This window comes from Okibacterium sp. HSC-33S16 (assembly GCF_024171565.1).
In the GTDB taxonomy this organism is placed as follows: Bacteria; Actinomycetota; Actinomycetes; order Actinomycetales; family Microbacteriaceae; genus Mycetocola_A.
On sequence record NZ_JALJZZ010000001.1, the window covers coordinates 164410 to 185199 of the forward strand.

A 20790-nucleotide genomic window follows, 5' to 3' on the forward strand; every position below is an offset into this window, starting at 1 on the left:
TGTCGGCACGTCGCGTCGTCGTCCGCCGGGCGAGCAACTCGCCGCCTCGCGCAGAGCCCGGTATTTCCGGCCCTGACGCCGTAGCCCGCGCAGCGGGCCTGAGTGTTTCCGGATTCCGCCTGGTGAGGAATCCGATGCTCCCCTTTACCAGTTGAGAACAGCAACGGCTTGTGCCGTTTCCGCGCCCGACATTCGGGCCGTACCGTTGAAAGAGAAGTTCCCGCTATGGCGCGCCAGACCAACGACCCCGCTGCACCGGTGTCGAACCACACGTCAACGCTCAGTACCTTCAAGGCACTTATGCGGATCTACCCGTACGCCAAATCGGCTCTGCCGCGCATCTACCTTGGCATGGGTGCCGCGCTCGGTGCCGGTCTGGTCGCGCTCGGCATCCCTCTCGTGCTCGAGGCGCTCGTCGATGGCCCCCTCGCCACCGGTGACGTGTCGCAAATCTGGTGGGCGGTCGGAGCGGTGCTCGGCCTCGGCGTTCTCGAAGCTGTATTCATCGCCTTGCGACGCTGGTTCGTTCTCACCCCGGGCACCCACGTTGAAGCAGCTATGCGCAACTCGCTATACAGCCGTCTGCAGGATCTCCCTGTCGCCTTCCACGACCGGTGGCAGTCCGGCCAGCTGTTGTCGCGCGCGGTCAGTGACCTTAACCTCATCCGACGCTGGTTGTCGTTTGGACTCGTGCTGCTCGTCGTCAACGCCGTGACCATCGTCATCGGTGCGGCAGTGCTGTTCTACTGGCACTGGTTGCTCGGCAGTATTTTCCTTGTCCTGGCCGTTCCGGTCTGGGTGTACGGCTTCATTTTCGAGAAGAAGTACTCCATCATCGCGAGGCGGAGCCAGGACCAGGCCGGAGATCTCGCGACGGCTGTCGAAGAATCAGTTCATGGCATCCGCGTTCTGAAAGCGTTTGGGCGCGGCACATACGCGCTGCGCAACTTCGAATCGCAAGCCGAGGATCTCCGTGGAACGGAGATTGAGAAAGCGAAGGCGATCGCCGGAATCTGGTTGTGGCTGCTGCTGCTTCCTGACGTCGCGTTCGCTCTCTGCCTCTTCACCGGGGTCTGGTTGGCGTCGATGGGGGAGATCACCGTTGGTCAGCTGTTCGCGTTCTTCGCGACGGCAACCGTGCTGCGCTTCCCGATCGAGTCGATCGGATTCCTGCTGTCAATGACCTTCGACACCCGAACAGCCACAGACCGGTTCTTCGAGGTGCTCGACACGGCCAACACGATCACCGACCCCGACAACCCGACGACGATCACGTCACCCCGTGGGCTGCTGAGGTTCGAGAACGTGCACTTCCGTTACGCTGATTCGCCGTCGGGAGTGCCGGACCTGCTCGACGGGGTCGAGCTCACCCTGGAGCCGGGGGAGACGATGGCACTCGTCGGCCTGACCGGTTCAGGGAAGTCGACGCTCACGGCCCTGCCCACGCGACTCTACGACGTCACCGGTGGTCGCGTGACGCTGGACGGCGTGGACGTTCGCGACCTCAGTCGCGAGGAGTTGCGCCGTCACATCGCCATGGCGTTTGAGGACGCGACGTTGTTCTCGGCATCGGTTCGTGAGAACGTGCTGCTCGGCAGGGACGACCTTGACATCGACAGTCCTGAAGCGGATGCCATTTTGGCCGAGGCTCTGGACATCGCGCAGGCCAACTTCGTGCGAGACCTGCCCGATGGCGTCGACACCACAGTCGGTGAAGAGGGGCTGAGCCTCTCGGGCGGGCAGCGGCAGCGACTCGCGCTCGCTCGAGCGGTCGCAGCGAAGCCCGCTGTGCTCGTGCTCGATGACCCGCTGTCAGCGCTCGACGTGGACACTGAGGCGCTCGTCGAGGCGGCGCTGCGGCGCATCCTCGCGTCGACAACGGCGCTGATCGTGGCACACCGCCCCTCGACCGTGATGCTGGCCGACCGGGTAGCACTGCTGGAAGACGGCAGAATCACGGCCCTTGGAAAGCACAGCGACCTGCTCACCTCGAGTGAGCACTACAAGTTCGTCATCTCGAGTCTTGAAGATGAGGAGAAGCGCGAGGCCGCGGAGCAGATCGATCGAGCTCTCTCCGACGAGGCTCGCGAGCAGGAAGAGGTGAGCAAATGAGCTCAGCAACCGTCACCGGAGTCGAAGGTGAAGAACGCGACGACTTCACGAAGCAGGAGAGTGCTCAGATCCGACGGCGTTCGCTGACCCTGCTTGGGTCGCTGCTCGCTCCGCTCAAACTGCGTGTTGTCCTGACGATGCTCGTTGTCGTCGTGTCGACCGCGGCGCAGGTCGCCGGCCCGGCGCTCATCGCGTTCGGTATCGACCGCGGGCTTCCCGCCGTGCTCAACTCGAACGACTGGATGCCGGCGTTCTTCATCGTCGGCCTGTACCTCTTCACGGGCGTCATCGGCGCGGTCCTCATCGCCTGGTACACGGTGCTGAGTGCGCGCATCAGCCAGGCGATCCTTCTCGACCTGCGCAAGCGAGTTTTCCTGCAGACGCAGAAACTGAGCCTCGAGTTCCACGAGAACTACACATCCGGGCGCATCATTTCCCGGCAGACCAGTGACCTGGACGCGATCCGGGAACTCCTCGACTCGGGAATCAACCAGCTCGTCTCCGGGTTCCTCTACATGCTGTTCACCGGTATCGCGTTGTTCCTGCTCGACGGCATCAGCGGGCTTGTTCTGCTCGGTTCACTCGTTCCGCTGTATTTCCTCACTCGCTGGTTCCAGAAACGGTCCCAAACGCTGTTCCGGCAGTCGCGGGTGGCCTCGGCCAAGGTCATTGTGCAGTTCGTCGAAACGATGACCGGGATCCGGGCCGTCAAGGCGTTCCGCAAGGAGAAGCGCAACGAGAAGCACTTCGGCGGTCTCGTCGAGGATTACCGTACGGTGAACGCCAAAGTCATCCAGCTCTTCGGTGTCTTCGACCCCGGGCTTGTCTTCATCGGGAATGTGACGGTCGCAGCCGTGCTCCTCGTCGGCGGATTCCGTGTCATCGATGGTTCGCTGGCGATCGGAGCACTGCTCGCCGTCGTGCTCTACACCCGTCGGTTCTACGACCCGATGGAGGAGATGGCGATGTTCTACAACTCCTACCAGTCGGCGGCCGCGGCGCTTGAGAAGATCTCGGGTGTTCTCGAAGAGAAACCCACCGTCCCTGACCCAAGCCACCCGATCGACCTGTGGACAGCCCGCGGGCACGTGCGGTTCGACGACGTGCGATTCGCTTACACGGGCGATGCGGTGATTCTGCCCGACTTCAGCCTCGACATTCCGGCAGGCCAGACGATCGCCTTGGTCGGGTCGACAGGGGCGGGCAAGTCAACGCTCGCCAAGCTGATTTCGCGTTTTTATGACCCCACGGCAGGAACGGTGACACTTGATGGTATTGACCTCCGGATGCTGCATCCGAAGGACCTCCGTCGCGCGATCGTCATGGTGACCCAGGAGGCCTACCTCTTCTCCGGCTCGGTGGCCGACAACATCGCGATTGGTAAGCCTGAGGCGAGTCTCGACGAGATCAAGGCCGCCGCTCGCGCGGTAGGCGCGCACACCTTCATCGAGTCGCTTCCGAATGGATACGACACCGACGTCAATAAACGAGGTGGCCGGGTATCGGCTGGGCAACGCCAGTTGATCTCGTTCGCGCGAGCGTTCCTCGCTGATCCGTCGGTGCTGATCCTCGATGAAGCGACCGCATCGCTCGACATCCCGAGCGAGCGACTCGTGCAGGAGGCCCTGCAGACCCTTCTGGCCGATCGCACCGCCGTCATCATCGCGCACCGCCTGTCGACCGTGGCGATCGCCGACCGCGTGCTGGTGATGGAACACGGCAGGATCGTTGAAGGCGGCACACCGGCTGACCTCATCTCGGGCACCGGCCGGTTCGCCCAGCTCCACGCGGCATGGCGGGACTCGCTCGTGTAGCAGGCGATGCAGATTCACAGGAAGGCGGATGCCGCGATGCGGTATCCGCCATCGGCGCGCGTTACGAGCGGCGTACCTTCTGCGTCGTAGTGTGCCCGCGCCTCGTCGTCGTGGCACTGAGGTGGCAAGCCGCCGGCACGAACAACTCGCCACCAGGGGAGATCGCTGCCGTGTTGGGACATGACCCGCCCGACGCCACGAGCGGATCGAGAGCCGAAGGTCGCCGCGATCTGGCCATAACTCATCACCCGGCCGCGCGGAATCGACTCGACGATGTCGAGGACGATTGCGACGAACTCGTCGGGTGATGGGCCTGCCGGTTCTGAGGCGTCTGCCATGTGCGTTAGAGCTTGCGTACGCCGATGGTCTCGCCGTACTGGGTCTCTCCGACCGGCTCGAAGCCCACGCGCAGGAAGAACGCCTCCGGGCCGGATTCGCCCGGTTCGTAAATGACGTTGACGTGGTCGAAGCCCCGCTTCGCTGCCTCGTCGCTCAGGGCCTGCACGGCGAACGTTCCAACACCGCGACCCTGGTCATCAGCATCAACATTGATGCGCCAGAGAATGGACTGGAACTCGCCCTCTCCGTCGGGGTCGAAGTTCGCCTGAACGAAGCCGACGACCTCGTCGCCGTCGAGCACAACGCGCTGCCAGGTGGTGGCGGGGTCGAGTACGGCCGCCGCGACGGAGTAGGAGACGGGAGCGACGAACTGTTCCTGTCCGGGCTTGAGTGTGAGTGCGTTGACGGCAACGATCGTGGAAGCGGACAGTTCGACGAGTCTCAGTTCAGGCATGCTGCAAATCTAGCCCGAACGGGGGGAACTCGGCTAGCGAACCGACGCCGGGCGTAAAGTTCACCTCCCGTTCAGGCTCCACCGGGGCAGTGTCGGTTGCACACAACCGGCCCCCGCTCGAGGTGCGAACGGTGCGCACGCTAGCGGTTCCCCACGTACCATCGAGGGGGGAGGTTCGAACATGGCGCCAGCACCATCGGATGCATCGTCGACCACAGGAGACGCCACGCCCCTGACCGGCAAGGAACTGCTGGTGCGGGTTCTCGCCCGCATGGACAGCGAGCTGCCGTGGTTCCGTGTGCTGCCGATCGCACGACACACCGCCATCGAGTCGATCATCTCGTCGCTGATCGAGGCATTCGTCTCCTACTGCTCACATCCCGACCCGTCGGCGGTCCCACGGGTGTTCGGCCAGGCTCCCGCCGAACTCGTCCGCTCGATCAGCCTCGAGCAAACCCTGCAGCTCATCCGCTCCTCCGTCGTCGCAGTCGAAGACAGCCTGGTGGGTCCCGATGCCGCCGCCTACCGCGAAGCGAGCCTCGACTTCTCCCGCCAGCTCGCCTTCGAGGCAGCCGAGATCTACGCCATCTCCCGCCCATCGTCCGGACTGTGGGACCCGCGGCTGGAACAACTCGCCATCGATGCCGTGCTCTCGGGCCGCGGGCTCACCTCCATGGCCGACCGGCTCCGCGCCGTCGGCTGGCGGGGCGGTGGACCAACCATCGTCATCGTCGGTGCGCCGGGCGATGAGGTCGATGAAGACAAGCTCCGACGCGTCGTTTGGAACGCAGGTGCCGACGCGCTGGCCGGTGTTCGCCAGGGCCACTTCGTCCTCGTGCTCTCGCTGCCGCTTCCCGATGACAAACTTCCAGCGACGCTCAGCGAACCGACCGCACCAGTAAGCGAAGCGGATGCTGTCGCTCACCTCGATTCCCTCGCTCGCGATGTCATCGGCCAGCTCCTCTCGAAAACCGCTGTGCTGGGCGAGCCCGCCCCCGAGTTGGGCGCCGCCGCGCCAGGTGCGCAGGCTGCCATGTTCGGTGCACGCGTCGTTCACACCTGGCTTCAAGCCCCGACGGTTGTGCGGGCCGACGAGCTCTTGCCGGAGCGGGCGCTCAACGGTGATGGCGACGCTCGGTCCGCTCTCGTGCACCAGGTTCTCGTTCCCCTCCAGGACAGCGCATCTGAGTGGCTCGAAACTGTGGCCATCTACCTCGACAACGGCCGGTCGATCGAAGGCTGCGCTCGAGCGCTCGACGTGCATGCAAACACCATCCGTTATCGGCTTGCCCGGGTTTCGGAGACGCTCGGATTTGACGTCACCCTGCCCCGCAACGCGTTTGTCGTGCAGTGCGCGCTGCGCCTCGCAAGCTGACTCCTCCGTCCGAATTTCTCTCGATATCAAGAGAGTTGCCCTCCTCGGGTAAGCTGGATCGCGGCCCGTAAGGCCCCACAAGCTAGGAGCTTTCTATTGTCAAAAATTAAGGTTGAGGGCACAGTCGTCGAGCTCGATGGCGACGAGATGACCCGCATCATCTGGCAGTCCATCAAGGACACGCTGATCCACCCCTACCTCGACGTGAACCTCGAGTACTACGACCTCGGCATCCAGAAGCGCGACGAGACCGATGACCAGATCACCATCGACGCTGCCCACGCGATCCAGAAGCACGGCGTCGGCGTCAAGTGCGCAACGATCACTCCCGATGAGGCGCGTGTCGAAGAGTTCGGCCTCAAGAAGATGTGGAAGAGCCCGAACGGCACCATCCGCAACATCCTCGGCGGTGTGATCTTCCGCGAACCGATCATCATCTCGAACATCCCGCGTCTGGTTCCGGGCTGGAACAAGCCGATCATCATTGGCCGTCACGCATTCGGTGACCAGTACCGTGCGACAGACTTCCTGTTCAAGGGCGAGGGAAAGCTCACCGTTGAGTTCACGCCGGACGACGGCAGCGAACCGCAGAAGTTTGAGGTCTACCAAGCCCCGGGCGATGGCATCGCCCAGGTTCAGTACAACCTCGATTCGTCCATCCGCGACTTCGCCCGTGCGAGCCTCAACTATGGCCTCACCCGCAACTACCCGGTGTACCTCTCCACGAAGAACACCATCCTCAAGGCATACGACGGTCGGTTCAAGGACATCTTCCAGGAGATCTTCGACGCCGAGTTCAAGGAGCAGTTCGAGGCTGCCGGACTGACCTACGAGCACCGCCTCATCGACGACATGGTGGCATCCGCCATGAAGTGGGAGGGCGGATACGTCTGGGCCTGCAAGAACTACGACGGCGACGTCCAGTCCGACACCGTCGCGCAGGGCTTCGGCTCGCTTGGCCTGATGACATCCGTCCTGGCAACACCGGACGGAAAGATCGTTGAGGCTGAGGCTGCACACGGAACGGTGACCCGTCACTACCGCCAGCACCAGCAGGGCAAGCCGACGTCGACCAACCCGATCGCGTCGATCTTCGCCTGGACCCGTGGGCTTCAGCACCGCGGCAAGCTGGACGGCAACGATGCACTGATCGAGTTCGCGTCGACCCTCGAAGACGTCGTCATCAAGACCGTCGAGTCGGGCAAGATGACGAAGGACCTCGCGCTCCTCGTCGGACCCGAGCAGTCCTACCAGACCACCGAGGAGTTCCTCGCTGAGATTACGGCGAACCTCAAGGCTCGCCTGGGCTAAACCCGCACCACGAGAAACGCTCCCCGATCATCGGATCGGGGAGCGTTTTTCGTTAAGCGAGCCAGATTAGCCCTGGCACACTTCCTGCAGATCGGTGAAGGTACTTTGCACATCGGCGATCGCGTCGCTCAGCGCCGTCTGGTCGGCGGCTTCGGGGTCTGCTGCGGCTGTCTCCATCTCGGCCGCGAAGGTGTCGAGTGCCTTCGTGGCGTCGGAGCTCTTCGGCTTGACGTCCGAGTTGGAAATCTTGTCGTTGGCGTCGGAGAAGCTATCAGCGAGCGTGGTCACGGCCTCGGCGCCGGCAACCGGGTCGTCACCGAATGAGGAGACGCTCTCGGTGAGTTCGGTCTGCGCCTGCTCGAGGGTGTCCTGCACGATGGTGCAGGCCTCAGCCTTCGACTGGCCGCCAGCGCAACCGGTGAGGAGGAGCCCCGCGACGGCGAGGATGCCGATCGCTGAGGCGCTGGCGGTTCGGTTTCTGGACACAAGTTCCCCCTGGAGAAAAAGGCTGGGCGAGAGCGATGGCTGAATGGTTTTCGACTGTATCAGGGCGCTCCCTCGATTGAGGGGGCCTTGCCAAGCGGGCCCGCACGAACCGGGGCGCGCTCGCATGGCAGACTGGGAGTCGCTACTGCCGACCCCGCACCGAATTGTGAGCCCATGGCCGAAGTCGTAATCGTCGAGAATTCCCGTGCCGCTGGCGAACTGGTGGCCGGTGCCATCCTCGCGCTCGTCGCCTCGAAGAAGGACGCGGTGCTCGGGCTCGCGACCGGCTCCACCCCGCTGCCGGTGTACGAGGCACTGGCCACTCGCGCCGCCGAAGCCGATTTCAGCCAGGTCTCCGGTTTCGCCCTCGACGAGTACGTCGGGCTTCCGGCGTCGCACCCCGAGAGCTACCGCTCGGTGATCACGCGTGAGGTCGTCGAGCCGGTTGGCCTCGATCCGCAGCGCGTTCACGTGCCCAACGGCGCGACGGAGACCATCGAGACGGCGGGGGCCGACTACGAGCGCGCTCTTGAGGCGGCCGGCGGGGTGGACCTGCAGATCCTTGGCATCGGCACCGACGGCCACATCGGATTCAACGAGCCCGGCTCGTCGTTCGCCTCGCTCACCCGGGTGAAGACCCTCACCGAGCGTACCCGCGCCGACAACGCCCGGTTCTTCGATTCACCCGATGACGTTCCGATGCACTGCATCACCCAGGGGCTCGGAACCATCCTCAGGGCGCGTCATCTCGTTCTGCTGGCGTTCGGGGAAGGCAAAGCGGATGCTGTCGCCGCAGCCCTCGAAGGACCTCTCGCTGCGATTCTCCCTGGCTCAGCCATCCAGCTGCATCCCCACGCGACAGTAGTCCTCGACGAAGCCGCAGCGTCGAAGCTCAGGCTCGCCGACTACTACCGGTACACCTACAACAACAAGCCGACCTGGCAGGGAATCTAGAAGACCTTGCCGGGGTTCAGGATCCCGCTCGGATCGAAGACCGCCTTGATGCGGCGCTGAAGCTCGAGCTGGGTATCACCAAGCTCGTCGCCGAGCCAGCGCTTTTTGAGAATGCCGATGCCGTGCTCGCCGGTGAGGGTTCCACCGAGTCTGAGTGCGGTCTCGAACAGCTCGTCTGCCGCCTGCCAAATGGAGTCGGGAACCTCGACGCCCTCAAAGATGAAGTTGGGGTGCAGGTTGCCGTCTCCGGCATGCGCCACCGTCGGAATGCGGATGCCGTAAGCCTGCTCGATGCGCACGATCTCGGCGAACATGGCCGGGAGTGCGCTGCGCGGCACCGAGACGTCTTCGATCAGTGTTGTGCCGAGCCGTTCCATGGCCGGGTGCATGGCACGGCGCACCGCGAGGAGTCGTTCGCCCTCGATCGGGTCGGTCGACAGCTCGGCTCGGCCGCCCGTGGACTGGATGATCGCGAGCACCTGTTCCGCTTCGGCCGCAGCAGCGGGGCCGTCGGTTTGCACAACCAGGTGGGCCTCCCCGGTCGAGATACCGGGCAGGGCGAGGAGCGTGGATGTGGCCTCGAGTGAGGCGGCGTCCATGATTTCCATGACGGCGGGTTGGACGCCAGACGCGGTGATTCCTGCTGAAGCGGCCGCGGCATCCGTCACTGTCGGGAAAAAGGCGGCGATCGTCGCGACGGTTCCAGCCACGAGGGGGCGGATGCGCACCGTGGCGCCGGCGATGACGCCGAGCAGTCCCTCGGAACCGACGAAGAGGGCGGTGAGGTCAAGACCGGTGACGCCCTTGACGCTGCGGTGGCCGAGGTCGAGCACGTCGCCGCTGGCCAGCACAACCGTGAGGCCAAGTACGGCGTCGCGGGTGACGCCGTACTTGGCGCAGAGCAGTCCGCCCGCGTTGGTGGCGATGTTGCCGCCGACGGTGGAGATTGCTTTGGATGCCGGGTCAGGGGCGAACCAGAAGCCCTGTTCGGCGAGGATCTCGTTGAACCGTCCGTTAAGGATGCCCGGTTCGATGACGGCGAGCTGGTCGGCCGGGTTGATCTCGAGGACCCGGTTCATGGCGAGGGTGGAGAGCACTATCTCACCGCCGGCCGCGATGGCGCCGCCGGCCAGCCCGGTGCCAGCGCCGCGGGTGACGACCGGGGTGCCGGTGGCGCTGGCGATGCGGAGGGTCGTGGAAATGTCGTCAATCGACGTGGCATTCACAACGGCCAGGGGAGCGGATGTCGACATGTGCCCGGACTTATCGGCACGCGCCGCGGCGAGTGCTGCTGGGTCCGTGCTGACGGCCCGCCCGAGGGAGGCGGTCAGCTCGTCGACGACGGTCATCTGCTGAACTCGCGCCGACCGTTGAGGACTCCGCTGATCACGGCGACGATCGCGAAGACGAGGGCGACGAAGGGAACGCCGAGGTCCCACCAGGCGAGGGCGGCAGCGCCCATGACGAGGAGCTCGATGAGTGCCTTCACGTACGGGTCAACGGACAAGACGGCCTTGGGAGAGCGGAACAGGGCCCAGAGCAGGATGGCGACGACCGGTGCGCCGATTCCGATCACGAAGTTCCACGGCAGGTCCCAGCTGAGGAAGCCCCAGATGCCGAGGGAGACCACGGCGAACAGCTCCAGGAAGAGCCGGAGAATGTCGTTGGGGGTTACGGAGGGCTGCGAGGTTTCTGACACGAGTCCAGTTTAGAGCGGCTGGCGACCGGGCCAGCCGACCGGCGGGCTACTTGAAGATGATGGTGCGGGCGCCGTCGAGCAGCACACGGTCTTCGGCGAACCACTTCACGGCCTGGGTGAGGGTGCGGCTCTCTTCGTCCTGGCCGATGGCGACGAGCTCGCTCGCATTGCGGGAGTGGTCGACCCGAACGACGTTTTGCTCGATGATCGGTCCCTCGTCCAGGTCGCTGGTGACGAAGTGCGCGGTCGCGCCGATGAGCTTGACGCCGCGGGCATGGGCCTGGCGGTAGGGGTTCGCTCCCTTGAAGCCCGGCAGGAAGGAGTGGTGAATGTTGATGGCCCGGCCGGCAAGCTTGTCGCACAGTTCGGGGGAGAGGATCTGCATGTATCGCGCGAGCACGACCAGTTCAATATCGAACTGCTCAACCGCCTCAAGAATGCGACGTTCAAATCCGGCTTTGCTGGCGGCATCCGTCACCGGAATGGATTCAAAGGGCACGCCGTAGAACGAAGCAAGGTCGCGCAGAGTGCCGTGGTTGGACAGGACCAACGGAATCTCAACGGGCAGCTGGCCGGCACGCTGGCGGAACAGCAGGTCGTTGACGCAGTGCGCGGCGGTTGACGCCAGTACGAGCGTGCGGAGGGGACGGCCGACGACATCGAGGCGCCAGGTCATGCCGTAGTTGTCGGTAACCGGAGCGATGGCCGCTTCGAACTCGTCACGGGTGACGGGCGACTCAACCTGAAGGCGCATGAAGAAGCGACCGGTATCTGAACTCGAGAACTGTTGGCTTTCGGTGATGTTTCCCCGCGCGGCAACGACCGCGCCACTGATGGCGTGCACGATGCCAGGGCGGTCGCCGCAGACGAAGGTGAGAACCCAGTGATTCTGGGGTTCGGGCTGTTCAGGAGCTGTGTTCACCCTCCAAGGTTAATGGGTTCGGGTGCCTCCCGTGCCGGTCGGGTACACTGGACAACGGTTGACGCGTCCCGTTCGGCCCTGGGCGCGCACATCAGCGCGTAGACGAACTCGACTCCGCTGTGTCAGCCGATCGAGTGAACGCCATCGTGAGATTTCTTCGATGACCACATCTTCTCTTTCTTCCCCGCGCGCCGCTGTGCCCGCACCCGCTCCGGTCCCCGCTCCCTTTCCCTGGGTTGGGTTGATCGCGCTCGCCGCGACCGTGTTCCTCTCGGTCTCGAGCGAAATGATTCCGACCGGTCTGCTGCCGGAGATGAGCATGTCGCTCGGCGTCACACCGTCGCAGGTCGGGTTGCTCGTCACCTTCTTCGCGTTCACCGTCGTGGTGTCCAGCGCGCCGCTGACCGCCGCGACGGTCACACTGCCGCGGCACACGTTGATGGTGGCGATTCTGCTCACCCTCGGCCTGAGCAACCTGTTGACGGCGCTGTCGCCCACCTACGAACTGGTGGTCGCGTCCCGAGTGCTTGGCGGACTCGCGCACGGCCTGTTCTGGGCGCTGGTACCGGCATACGCGGCGCACCTCGTTCCCCAGGAGCAGATCGCTCGCGCCGTGTCGATCACCCTCGGTGGAGGAACCCTGGCTTTCGTGCTGGGCGTCCCGCTCGGCACGGTGCTTGGCCAGTCGATCGGCTGGCGCTGGGCCTTCGCGGCGATCGCCATCGCGTTCGGTCTTGGCGCGCTCGCCGTGCTGCGCTGGCTGCCGAAAGTGCAGCGCGCGACTCACTCCGCTCGCACGGATGCAGAGCCGCGGCGGGACCCAACCGTTCTGCCTGTTATCGCCATCTGCGTGACCACCGCCATCGTCATGATCGGCCACTACGCCCTCTACACCTTCATCGCTCCGTTTGTGACGGACAGCATCGGCATCGCCCCCGAGTACCTGAGTGCGGCCCTGTTCATCTACGGAGGCGCAGGAGCCGTCGGCCTCATCCTCACCGGCACGGTCTTCGCGCGGCGCACCTCCCTCGGGTTGATCGCTGCGCTCGCAACGACGGCTGTCGCAGTGACCGTGATGGCGCTGTCCACCTCGACGCTGTGGCTATCCGGCCTCGCGCTTATCGTCTGGGGACTGGCCTTCGGGCTGATCGCTCCGCTCCTGCAGACCCGGATGCTGCAGACGGCAAGCCCGCGAATCCGTGACACGGCGAGTGCGTTCTACACCACAGCGTTCAACGCCGGCATCGGTGGTGGAGCTCTCGTCGGCTCGCTCCTGCTCGACTGGCAGGGCGTCAGCATCCTGCCCGTCGCCGACGTTGCGCTCACCCTGCTGGGGCTCGTCATCATCGTGGCGACGATCCGGCTCTCTCGACGGCGGAAGAACAGTCCCGAGTCAACCCCGGCCTGAGGTCGTGCGCGCGTCGGTTAAACTGGACGTCAATCGATCGACAACCCGAGAGACCTTATGGCGCTCCTCCTGCTGGCCTTCTTCGTTGTTTCGTGCGCCACTCCGTCGCTTACCCGGTGGATGTCGACGCGCGTCTTCTACGCGATATCTGTGCTGCCATTCGGAGCGTTCGCATATACGCTGACCCAGACCCCGACGGTCACCGCTGGCGAGACGATCACCGAATCGATCCCCTGGATTCCGCAGCTCGGCATCGTCCTCTCCTTCCGCGTCGACACGCTGGCCTGGGTGCTCGCGCTGATCGTCACCGGAATTGGCGGACTCGTCCTCATTTACTGCGCGCGCTATTTCTCACGCAGCGAACCAGGACTCGGCCGCTTCGCAGCGCTTCTCCTCGCGTTCGCCGGAACGATGTACGGGTTGGTGACCGCCGACGACATCATCGTGATGTTCATGTTCTGGGAAATCACCAGCGTGCTGAGTTATCTGCTCATCGGTCACTACATCGACCGCAAAGAGAGCCGCGGTGCGGCGCTGCAGGCGTTGCTCGTGACCACATTCGGTGGTCTCGTCATGCTCGTCGGCGTCGTCATGATCAGCGTGCAGGCCGGAACAACGTCACTGGCCTCGATCGTCGACCAGGGCCTGGACTCACCGGCAGCAACAGTGGCCATTCTCCTGATCCTTGTTGGAGCACTGTCGAAGTCGGCCATCGTGCCGTTCCACTTCTGGCTCCCGGCCGCGATGGCGGCACCCACCCCCGTGAGCGCCTACCTCCACGCCGCAGCAATGGTGAAGGCCGGGATCTACCTCGTCGGCCGACTCGCCCCCGGCTATGCAGACGCCCCTGGGTGGCGGGAAACCCTCGTTGTTCTGGGTGTCTGGGCCATGCTCGTCGGTGCCTGGCGGTCGCTGCGCCAGTACGACCTTAAACTCGTGCTCGCGTACGGTACCGTCAGCCAGCTCGGATTCCTCATGGTGATTGTCGGTTTCGGCGGATACGAAGCAGGCCTCGCCGGAGCCGCACTGCTGCTCGCCCACGCATGCTATAAAGCCGCGCTCTTCCTAGTCGTCGGCATCATCGATCACCGTGCGGGGACCCGCGACTGGCGAAAACTGTCGGGCATCGGCCGGCAGTCCACAGTCCTCGCCGCCATCAGTCTTATTGCGGTCGCATCCATGGCCGGTATCCCGCCGCTCTTCGGTTTCGTCGCCAAAGAAGCCGTTTTTGCGGCCTTCCTCGACGCTGCGCAGTCGGGAGACGGCTGGGGGTGGGTCGCCCTCATCGGCACGGCCGTTGGATCCGTACTCACCGTTGCCTACAGCATGCGCTTCTTCTGGGGGGCCTTCGGTCGACGCCCAGGAATGGAGCCGACGGAATTGCACTCCGACGGGTGGGGAATTCTCGTTGCCCCGGCCACTCTCGCGATTATCACCGTGGTCTTCGGGCTCGGAGCGTCCCTCGTTGATCCGTTCCTCGCCCCCTACGCAGAAACTATGCCGGGACCCGGGGACTATCACCTCGCGCTCTGGCACGGGTTTGAACCCGCGTTGGCTATCTCAGCGATCGTTGTGATCCTCGGCGTCGTGATGTTCGTCAAACGCAAATCGGTCGCCCGTATGCAGGACGCTGTCTCGCCGATGATGGACAGTTCGCGCGGTTACTGGGCAACCGTGCAGTTCATCGACCGGTTGTCTGCACGGACAACGATCTTTGCTCAGCGTGGGGGACTGCCTCAGTACCTCGGCACGATTCTCGTCGTTTACGTGCTCACTCTCGGCGCTGCGTCACTGATGAATCGGACCTGGCCGGACAGCATCCGTCCCTGGGATTATCCGGAGCAGGTGCTCATTGCCGTGGCGATCGCGATCGCCGCTGTGATGGCCGGGCAGGCGAAGCAGCGGATGAGTGCGGTGCTGCTGGTCGGAACCACCGGCTTCGGAATGGTCGCGTTGTTTGCGCTGCACGGCGCTCCCGACCTGGCGCTGACCCAGGCGCTGGTCGAGATGGTCACACTCGTGGTTTTCGTGCTCGTCCTGCGTCGTCTGCCGACCCGTATCGCCCAGCGCAACAAACCGGTGAAACGACTGGTGCGCGCCACGATCGGTATCGCGGTCGGCCTCATCATGGCGGTTGTCGCCGTCGTTGCGCTCGGAGCTCGACAGGCCGAGAGCATCGGGAAGGAATGGCCACGGCTCGCCGTCGAGGAGGCGCACGGCATGAACATCGTGAACGTCGTGCTCGTCGATATTCGAGCCTGGGACACCATGGGTGAGATTTCGGTGCTTGTTGTGGTCGCCACCGGCATCGCCAGCCTGCTCTTCGTGACCGGCCGCGTTGGGGCGATCCCTCGGCTCCAGGGGTCCCGACAGCAACGGCGCGGGCGTAACCGTCGCCGCGTTATCGTCGACCCGCTCGCCCCGGGCCCCGAGGCCAGCTCCAACCGGATGAGCTGGCTCCTCGCCGGACGCACGCTCGCTCGCGGACACCGCTCAGTTTTGCTCGAGGTTCTCGTGCGACTGCTCTTCCACCCAGCCATCCTGGTTTCGGTGTACCTGCTGTTCGCCGGGCACAATGCGCCCGGCGGCGGCTTCGCGGGCGGCTTGCTTGCCGGATTGGCGCTTGTGGCACGGTACCTGGCCGGTGGGCGTTACGAACTGGCCGAAGCGATCCCGGTCGACGCTGGCAAGATCCTCGGAATCGGACTCATCCTTGCCGTTGGCTCCGCCATAGGATCGCTGGTCTTCGGCGGTGCGGTGCTCGAATCCGCTTACTTCGAAGCCGACGTACCGGTTCTGGGGCACCTCTCTTTCGGTACATCGACGATCTTCGACTTCGGGGTCTATCTCGTCGTCGTTGGCCTCACGCTCGACATCCTGCGAAGCCTCGGTGCTGAGATCGACCGACAGCAGGAAGACGCTGATCTGTCCGCGGAAGCCCAAGACGACTTCTCCGAGAGCGAGGCAGCGCGATGACCGCCTCCGCAACACTCATCATTTTGATGGCGGTGCTCTACGCCGTCGGCATCACCGTCATGCTCGAGCGTTCGTTGACCCGGGTCCTCATCGGGTTCATGCTCGTTGGAAACGCAACGAACCTGCTCATCCTGTTGGTGAGCGGTCCGAGCGGAAGCGCGCCGATTGTCACCGGCACGGCGACGGATGAGTCGATGGCTGATCCGGTGCCGCAAGTCCTGATGCTCACCGCCATTGTGATCAACTTCGGTATCACGGCGTTCGTTCTCGCCCTCATCTATCGTTCCTGGTGGCTGGCCCAACTCGGCGATCAGGGCGACAGTGTGCCCGACCAGCACACCGAGGACACCAGCGCCCAGACTGAAGCAACATTCGACGCGGTCGATCTGGACGACGCAGCTATCCAACAAGTGCTCGCCGATAGCGACGAACATCCAGATGACGACGAGAAGGAACCGGAGAAGCGCTCATGACCGCGATCCTTCCCCTCCTCGTCCTGATTCCACTGATCGCGGCTGCGGTCGTCCTGGTGCTCGGCGCTTACCGGCGGGCACAGGTCGTTGTCAGCGGGGTCGCGCTTGCCGTGGTCTCCGTGTTGGCCACCATCCTCCTCGTGCACGTTGATCGGTCCGGCACCGTCGTTGTCGACGTTGGCGCATGGGATGCGCCGTTCGGCATTGTCCTGGTCGGCGACCGCCTCGCCATCATCATGGTGCTGATTTCAGCGCTCATGCTGCTCGGCGTCCTCATCTTCGCGGCTGGCCAGGGTATCGCCGACGGCGATCGGGACACCCCTGTGTCGATCTTTCACCCGACCTATCTCGTGCTGGCAGCCGGGCTGTTCGACGCCTTCGTTGCCGGCGACCTGTTCAACATGTACGTCGGCTTCGAGATGCTGCTGTCGGCGAGCTACGTGTTGCTGACACTAGCGGGCACCGGCGCACGGATCCGGGCAGGTGTGACGTACATCATCATCAGCCTGACCTCGTCGATCATCTTCCTGGCGTCGATCGCGTTCATTTATGCAGCAACGGGCACGGTCACCATTGCCCTTGTCGCTGAGCGTGTACGGGACCTGCCCGCTGACGTTCAACTGATCCTCTGCATCTCGCTGCTCGTCGCCTTCTGCGTCAAGGCCGCGGTCTTCCCGATGTCGTTCTGGCTGCCGGACTCATACCCGACGGCGCCCGCCCCGGTCACAGCGGTTTTCGCCGGGTTGCTGACCAAGGTCGGCGTGTACGCGATCATCCGCACGGACACCGTCATGTTTACCGACGTGAACATCGACGTGCCGCTCATGGTGATAGCCCTGCTGACCCTGCTCGTCGGAATCCTCGGGGCGCTCGCACAGGCAGATATCAAGCGGCTTTTGTCGTTCACCCTGGTCAGCCACATCGGGTACATGATTTTTGGAATCGCGATTGGAAGCCAAGCCGCGCTCGCCGCGACGATCTACTACATCGTTCACCACATCACCGTGCAGACGACCCTGTTCCTAGCCACCGGTCTTGTGGAGCGTGTCGGCGGCACGACGTCGATCAACCGACTCGGTGGCATCTTGAAGGCCGCACCCTTCGTGTCGGTGTTGTTCTTCATCGGGGCTATGAACCTCGGCGGTATTCCGCCGTTCTCCGGTTTCCTGGGAAAGATCGGTCTCTTCGAGGCCGGCGTCAACCTCGGCACCCCGCTCTCCTATGTCCTCATCGCCGTCGGTGCGCTCACCTCGCTGCTCACCCTGTACGCGCTCGTGCGAGTCTGGAACATGGCATTCTGGCGATCCGAGAACGAGGTAGAGGGCTATTCGTCTCCGCTCCTCGACTCGCTTGCTGAAGACCCCGAGGATCGGGGTGTTACGGTCAAAACGAAGCGCGTGCCGGCGCTCATGCTGACCGCCACGACCGGAATGGTGGCGCTGACCGTCTGCCTGACCGTCTTTGCAGGCCCGCTGTTCGATCTCGCCGCACGCACAGCATCCGACTTTGAAAACCACTCGACCTACGTCGACGCCGTCTTTCCAGGAGGTGTGGAATGAGTCCTGAAACCGGGCGCCGCATCAGCGCGCGCAGCCAGATCGTGTTGCTTTCCGGCCTGGTAATCCTCTGGTGCCTCGTCTGGGGAGAGGTCACTGTTTTAAATGTGCTCACCGGGCTGGTGCTCGCCGTGGTGATCTCCCTCCTGTTCTACCTGCCGGCCATTGATCTCAGCGGCCGCGTCAACTTCTGGTTCGTGCTGGTGTTCTTCGTGCGGCTCCTCATCGACATCGCTCGAGCGTCGCTCGAGGTCGCGTGGCTGGTGATCGACCCGCGCTACAAGCCGTCGAGCGCCATCCTCGCGATCCCGCTCGACACACGCTCTGATCTGATCATGATGTTTACGGCCGAAGCCATCTCGCTCGTCCCCGGGTCGATTGTTGTTGACGTCGACCGCCAGGAGTCTGTGCTGTACGTGCACGTCATCAACGTTCGCAGTGAGAAGGATCTCGAAGATTTCCGAGACGAAGTATTCGCAACGGAGAAGCGCCTGGTGATGGCGATCGGCTCGCACGACGACGTCTGGCGCGTGCGCCAGCCCAACCACCTGACCCGCTCTCACACAGGAGGGACCGCCTGATGCAGATTGCAATTATCGTCGCGGGGGTGTTCTTCAGTATCGGCGCCGTCGCAGCTCTCTACCGAGTGATCACAGGCCCAAGCCTCCTCGATCGCGTTATCGCGTCCGACGTCTTCGTCGCAACCGTGATGTGCGTGCTCGGCAGTGAGATGGCATTCAATGGGCACACCGAAACGTTGCCGGTTCTTCTGGTTCTTGCTGCCTTCGGCTTCCTTGGCTCGGTGAGCTTCGCACGATTTATGGCAAAGCAGGACGAGACATGACCGGTGACGGTATCCGCGAGATCATCACCATCAGCCTGGTCATGGTGGCCGCCCTGATGTGCTGCGCTGCAGGCATTGGTCTGTTCCGGTTTCCCGATGTGCTCTCCCGCCTACACGCCGCGACGAAGCCGCAGATTCTCGGCCTGATGTGCGCGTGCGGCGCGGTCGCCGTCAACAGCCCGCGAATCAGCACATTCCTGTTGTTCACGGCAATCATCATCTTCCAGGGGCTGACCGCGCCGATCACGGCCCACATGGTGGCGCGAGCCGCATACCGGTCGAACCACTTGCGGCGCGACCTGCTCATCCGCGACGAACTCGAGACCCGAGTTGAGCGCATCGAACGGGGAGAAGAATCGTCGAAGACTCCGCCTGAGTCTTAGGCGGTCAATTCGCCCGCCCCTCGACCAGTGCGAGGATCGCGTCAGCGACTCCGGGCGGGTCGACGAGCATGTGGAGGTGCCGTCCGTTCAGTTGCCGTACCGGCCACGACAGTGCCCGAGCCCGTTCCATTTCCGCAGCATAGGTGGAGCCGAAGGCGAGATATCCGGCCGGAGTGGATTGCCAGCCCGGATGGATCTCAAGTTCGCCGGTGAGAAAGTCCCATCGCACTTGTGGTTGTTGCCGTTCGACGTGAGTGCGAAGCGCACGGGTGGGAAACAGAGCGGCGACGTCAGGCTCGCTGAACCACTCAGTCCATGGCGGAAGAAACCCCTCGGCGTCTGCGCGGTGCTCGAGAGCGTCGACAAGGTTTTTGGGTGCGATTTTTTGACGTCCGGATGCCACGGGGATCGTGGCGTCCACAAACACGACCTTCACGACGTTGCGAATCTCGATCAGGGTCGGCACAAAACTGCCGGCATTTGAATGCGGGATAAGAATCACCGGCCGGTCCGCCGGGGTGGCTGTTGCGTAGCCGAGTGCTGCGTCCGCTGGTGTTTCGGGGTCCGCTTCATCGGCCGGTGGCGCGATGACGACGTCCCGACCACGCGCGCGCAACTCGGCTTCGACGGGAACCCAAGCGGCCGGGCCGAGCAGCGCACTCGACATCAACACCAGGACCGGATCGTCCGGAATGTCCTCTGCCATGAGAGTGAAGTCAGGGGTCTGCATCGTCACCTCCGTTCACGGTACGGTACCAATCCCGCGGCCTGAACGGAGCCGACCGTCCGGTGATGTCAAGAAAACTAGCCCGATGGCTGGTGAGCGGAGGTAGGGTCGGGCTATGGCCGAGACCAGCGACAACGAGCGGTACGACGAACCGGACCGCCAGCCGACGCTGACGGATCCGCCGTACCAGGCGCTCTTTCCCCGCCTCGATCGGGTCTCACGGGAGTCCTTTCGCGCCGGCACTGTGAGCAGGAGACGCATCGTCCGAGCCTCGGCGTTCCTCGGGGTCGTGCTGGTGATCGTCATCGCGCTCGTCGTCTTCGCCGACTCGCTGTTCGGTGTCGGTGGCCCCCTGCGCTAGGAGTCAGCGGCTGCCCGCGCGGTGGCCTCGAGTCGCGAGACGTAGTCGATCCACCATGCCTCGTTTTGCTCGGGCAGGTTCGACACGTTCGGGCGAAGACCGGCGGCACCGTCGATGAGTTCGCGAACGATGTCGGCATGTCCGGCGTGACGGTTGGTCTCCTCGATCATATGAATGAGGATCCGATGCAGCGTGGTTTCGCGGCGCTCGACCGGCCACCATGCCACTGAGCCCAGGGCATCGAGGTCGAGAGCGGTGATGGTCGCATCCGAGTGAGCCCAGACGCGACGGTAAAAGTCGACAACGGACTGGCGGGACTCGTCCGCCGTCGCCCACATGTCGGCATTCGGCTCGGCGTCCTCGGCGAGCCAGGGCACGGGCTCCGGGTACGGTCGATTGAAACTGTCACCCAGGTAGCCGGCCTCGATGCTCGCGAGGTGTTTGACGAGGCCAAGCAGATTGGTTCCGGTCGGAACGAGCGGTCGACGCACGTCGTATTCGGAGAGCCCATCGAGCTTCCACAACACAGCATCCCTGGCCCGTTGCAGGTAACGCTGGAGGTCGTCTTTGGGATCGGTGGCTGGCATGACGCTAGC

At 63.9% G+C, this 20790-nt stretch carries 21 protein-coding genes; 13 read left to right on the top strand and 8 right to left on the bottom strand.

Annotated features, from left to right (window positions below; translation table 11 throughout):
• Positions 1-225 precede the first annotated feature (225 nt).
• Together L1277_RS00790 and L1277_RS00795 are read left to right on the top strand one after the other, a co-directional pair.
• Complete coding sequence (locus L1277_RS00790; RefSeq protein ID WP_253374458.1) at positions 226-2112, top strand: ABC transporter ATP-binding protein; 1887 nt, start codon at positions 226-228, stop codon at positions 2110-2112.
• Positions 2109-3926, top strand: coding sequence for an ABC transporter ATP-binding protein (locus L1277_RS00795; protein WP_253374459.1), 1818 nt, complete (start codon positions 2109-2111; stop codon positions 3924-3926). The genes L1277_RS00790 and L1277_RS00795 overlap by 4 nt, the downstream gene beginning before the upstream one ends.
• A 14-nt stretch (positions 3927-3940) precedes the next feature.
• Here the strand turns inward: L1277_RS00795 and L1277_RS00800 are convergent, their stop codons facing one another.
• Together L1277_RS00800 and L1277_RS00805 are read right to left on the bottom strand one after the other, a co-directional pair.
• On the bottom strand, positions 3941-4264 hold the full coding sequence (locus L1277_RS00800) for an MGMT family protein (RefSeq protein WP_253374460.1): 324 nt from the start codon (positions 4262-4264) through the stop codon (positions 3941-3943).
• 5 nt (positions 4265-4269) lie between these two features.
• Positions 4270-4719, bottom strand: coding sequence for a GNAT family N-acetyltransferase (locus tag L1277_RS00805; protein WP_253374461.1), 450 nt, complete (start codon positions 4717-4719; stop codon positions 4270-4272).
• A gap of 181 nt (positions 4720-4900) precedes the next feature.
• Between L1277_RS00805 and L1277_RS00810 the strand changes: the two genes are divergently transcribed.
• Positions 4901-6094 (top strand): CdaR family transcriptional regulator, encoded by a 1194-nt coding sequence (locus L1277_RS00810; protein WP_253374462.1) that lies wholly within the window; start codon positions 4901-4903, stop codon positions 6092-6094.
• 96 nt (positions 6095-6190) lie between these two features.
• A complete protein-coding gene (locus tag L1277_RS00815; RefSeq protein WP_253374463.1) occupies positions 6191-7405 on the top strand; it encodes an NADP-dependent isocitrate dehydrogenase in 1215 nt (404 codons plus the stop codon).
• Between the two features lie 66 nt (positions 7406-7471).
• On the opposite strand, the gene L1277_RS00820 is transcribed toward L1277_RS00815, so the two are convergent.
• Positions 7472-7891: a hypothetical protein gene (locus tag L1277_RS00820; protein WP_253374464.1), complete on the bottom strand. Its 420-nt coding sequence runs from the start codon at positions 7889-7891 to the stop codon at positions 7472-7474.
• A 174-nt stretch (positions 7892-8065) separates the two neighbouring features.
• Here L1277_RS00820 and L1277_RS00825 point away from each other — a divergent pair, with 174 nt between their 5' ends.
• Positions 8066-8845 (top strand): glucosamine-6-phosphate deaminase, encoded by a 780-nt coding sequence (locus L1277_RS00825; RefSeq protein ID WP_253374465.1) that lies wholly within the window; start codon positions 8066-8068, stop codon positions 8843-8845.
• Here the strand turns inward: L1277_RS00825 and L1277_RS00830 are convergent.
• The 3 genes from L1277_RS00830 to purU are packed head-to-tail and all read right to left on the bottom strand — an operon-like array spanning position 8842 to position 11466.
• The gene (locus L1277_RS00830; RefSeq protein ID WP_253374466.1) at positions 8842-10194 is read right to left on the bottom strand and encodes an FAD-binding oxidoreductase; all 1353 of its coding nucleotides are present in this window, start codon (positions 10192-10194) and stop codon (positions 8842-8844) included. The two genes, L1277_RS00825 and L1277_RS00830, sit on opposite strands and share 4 nt — an antisense overlap.
• Positions 10191-10544, bottom strand: a complete 354-nt coding sequence (locus L1277_RS00835; protein ID WP_253374467.1) for a YrdB family protein — start codon at positions 10542-10544, stop codon at positions 10191-10193. The genes L1277_RS00830 and L1277_RS00835 overlap by 4 nt, the downstream gene beginning before the upstream one ends.
• 46 nt (positions 10545-10590) lie before the next feature.
• Positions 10591-11466: a formyltetrahydrofolate deformylase gene (gene purU, locus L1277_RS00840; protein ID WP_253374468.1), complete on the bottom strand. Its 876-nt coding sequence runs from the start codon at positions 11464-11466 to the stop codon at positions 10591-10593.
• Between the two features lie 160 nt (positions 11467-11626).
• Here purU and L1277_RS00845 point away from each other — a divergent pair, with 160 nt between their 5' ends.
• From L1277_RS00845 to mnhG, 7 genes are read left to right on the top strand one after another with little or no spacing between them, the layout of a single operon-like run.
• Positions 11627-12874: an MFS transporter gene (locus tag L1277_RS00845; protein ID WP_253374469.1), complete on the top strand. Its 1248-nt coding sequence runs from the start codon at positions 11627-11629 to the stop codon at positions 12872-12874.
• Positions 12875-12931: 57 nt separating this feature from the next.
• Positions 12932-15850, top strand: coding sequence for a Na+/H+ antiporter subunit A (locus L1277_RS00850; RefSeq protein ID WP_253374470.1), 2919 nt, complete (start codon positions 12932-12934; stop codon positions 15848-15850).
• Positions 15847-16323, top strand: coding sequence for an NADH-quinone oxidoreductase subunit K (locus L1277_RS00855; protein ID WP_253374471.1), 477 nt, complete (start codon positions 15847-15849; stop codon positions 16321-16323). Before L1277_RS00850 ends, L1277_RS00855 begins: the two co-directional genes overlap by 4 nt.
• A complete protein-coding gene (locus tag L1277_RS00860) occupies positions 16320-17882 on the top strand; it encodes a Na+/H+ antiporter subunit D (RefSeq protein ID WP_253374472.1) in 1563 nt (520 codons plus the stop codon). The genes L1277_RS00855 and L1277_RS00860 overlap by 4 nt, the downstream gene beginning before the upstream one ends.
• Positions 17879-18460: a Na+/H+ antiporter subunit E gene (locus tag L1277_RS00865; RefSeq protein WP_253374473.1), complete on the top strand. Its 582-nt coding sequence runs from the start codon at positions 17879-17881 to the stop codon at positions 18458-18460. Before L1277_RS00860 ends, L1277_RS00865 begins: the two co-directional genes overlap by 4 nt.
• On the top strand, positions 18460-18723 hold the full coding sequence (locus L1277_RS00870) for a monovalent cation/H+ antiporter complex subunit F (protein WP_253374474.1): 264 nt from the start codon (positions 18460-18462) through the stop codon (positions 18721-18723). The genes L1277_RS00865 and L1277_RS00870 overlap by 1 nt, the downstream gene beginning before the upstream one ends.
• A complete protein-coding gene (gene mnhG, locus L1277_RS00875; RefSeq protein WP_253374475.1) occupies positions 18720-19106 on the top strand; it encodes a monovalent cation/H(+) antiporter subunit G in 387 nt (128 codons plus the stop codon). Before L1277_RS00870 ends, mnhG begins: the two co-directional genes overlap by 4 nt.
• Positions 19107-19110: 4 nt before the next feature.
• On the opposite strand, the gene L1277_RS00880 is transcribed toward mnhG, so the two are convergent.
• Positions 19111-19836 carry a hypothetical protein gene (locus L1277_RS00880; protein WP_253374476.1) on the bottom strand — a complete coding sequence of 242 codons (726 nt, stop codon included), beginning with the start codon at positions 19834-19836 and terminating at the stop codon, positions 19111-19113.
• 112 nt (positions 19837-19948) lie between these two features.
• On the opposite strand from L1277_RS00880, the gene L1277_RS00885 reads away from it, so the two are divergent.
• Entirely contained in the window at positions 19949-20194 is a 246-nt protein-coding gene (locus L1277_RS00885) for a hypothetical protein (RefSeq protein WP_253374477.1), read from the top strand.
• Here the strand turns inward: L1277_RS00885 and L1277_RS00890 are convergent.
• A complete protein-coding gene (locus L1277_RS00890; protein WP_253374478.1) occupies positions 20191-20781 on the bottom strand; it encodes a DinB family protein in 591 nt (196 codons plus the stop codon). The two genes, L1277_RS00885 and L1277_RS00890, sit on opposite strands and share 4 nt — an antisense overlap.
• Between the last annotated feature and the right edge of the window lie 9 nt (positions 20782-20790).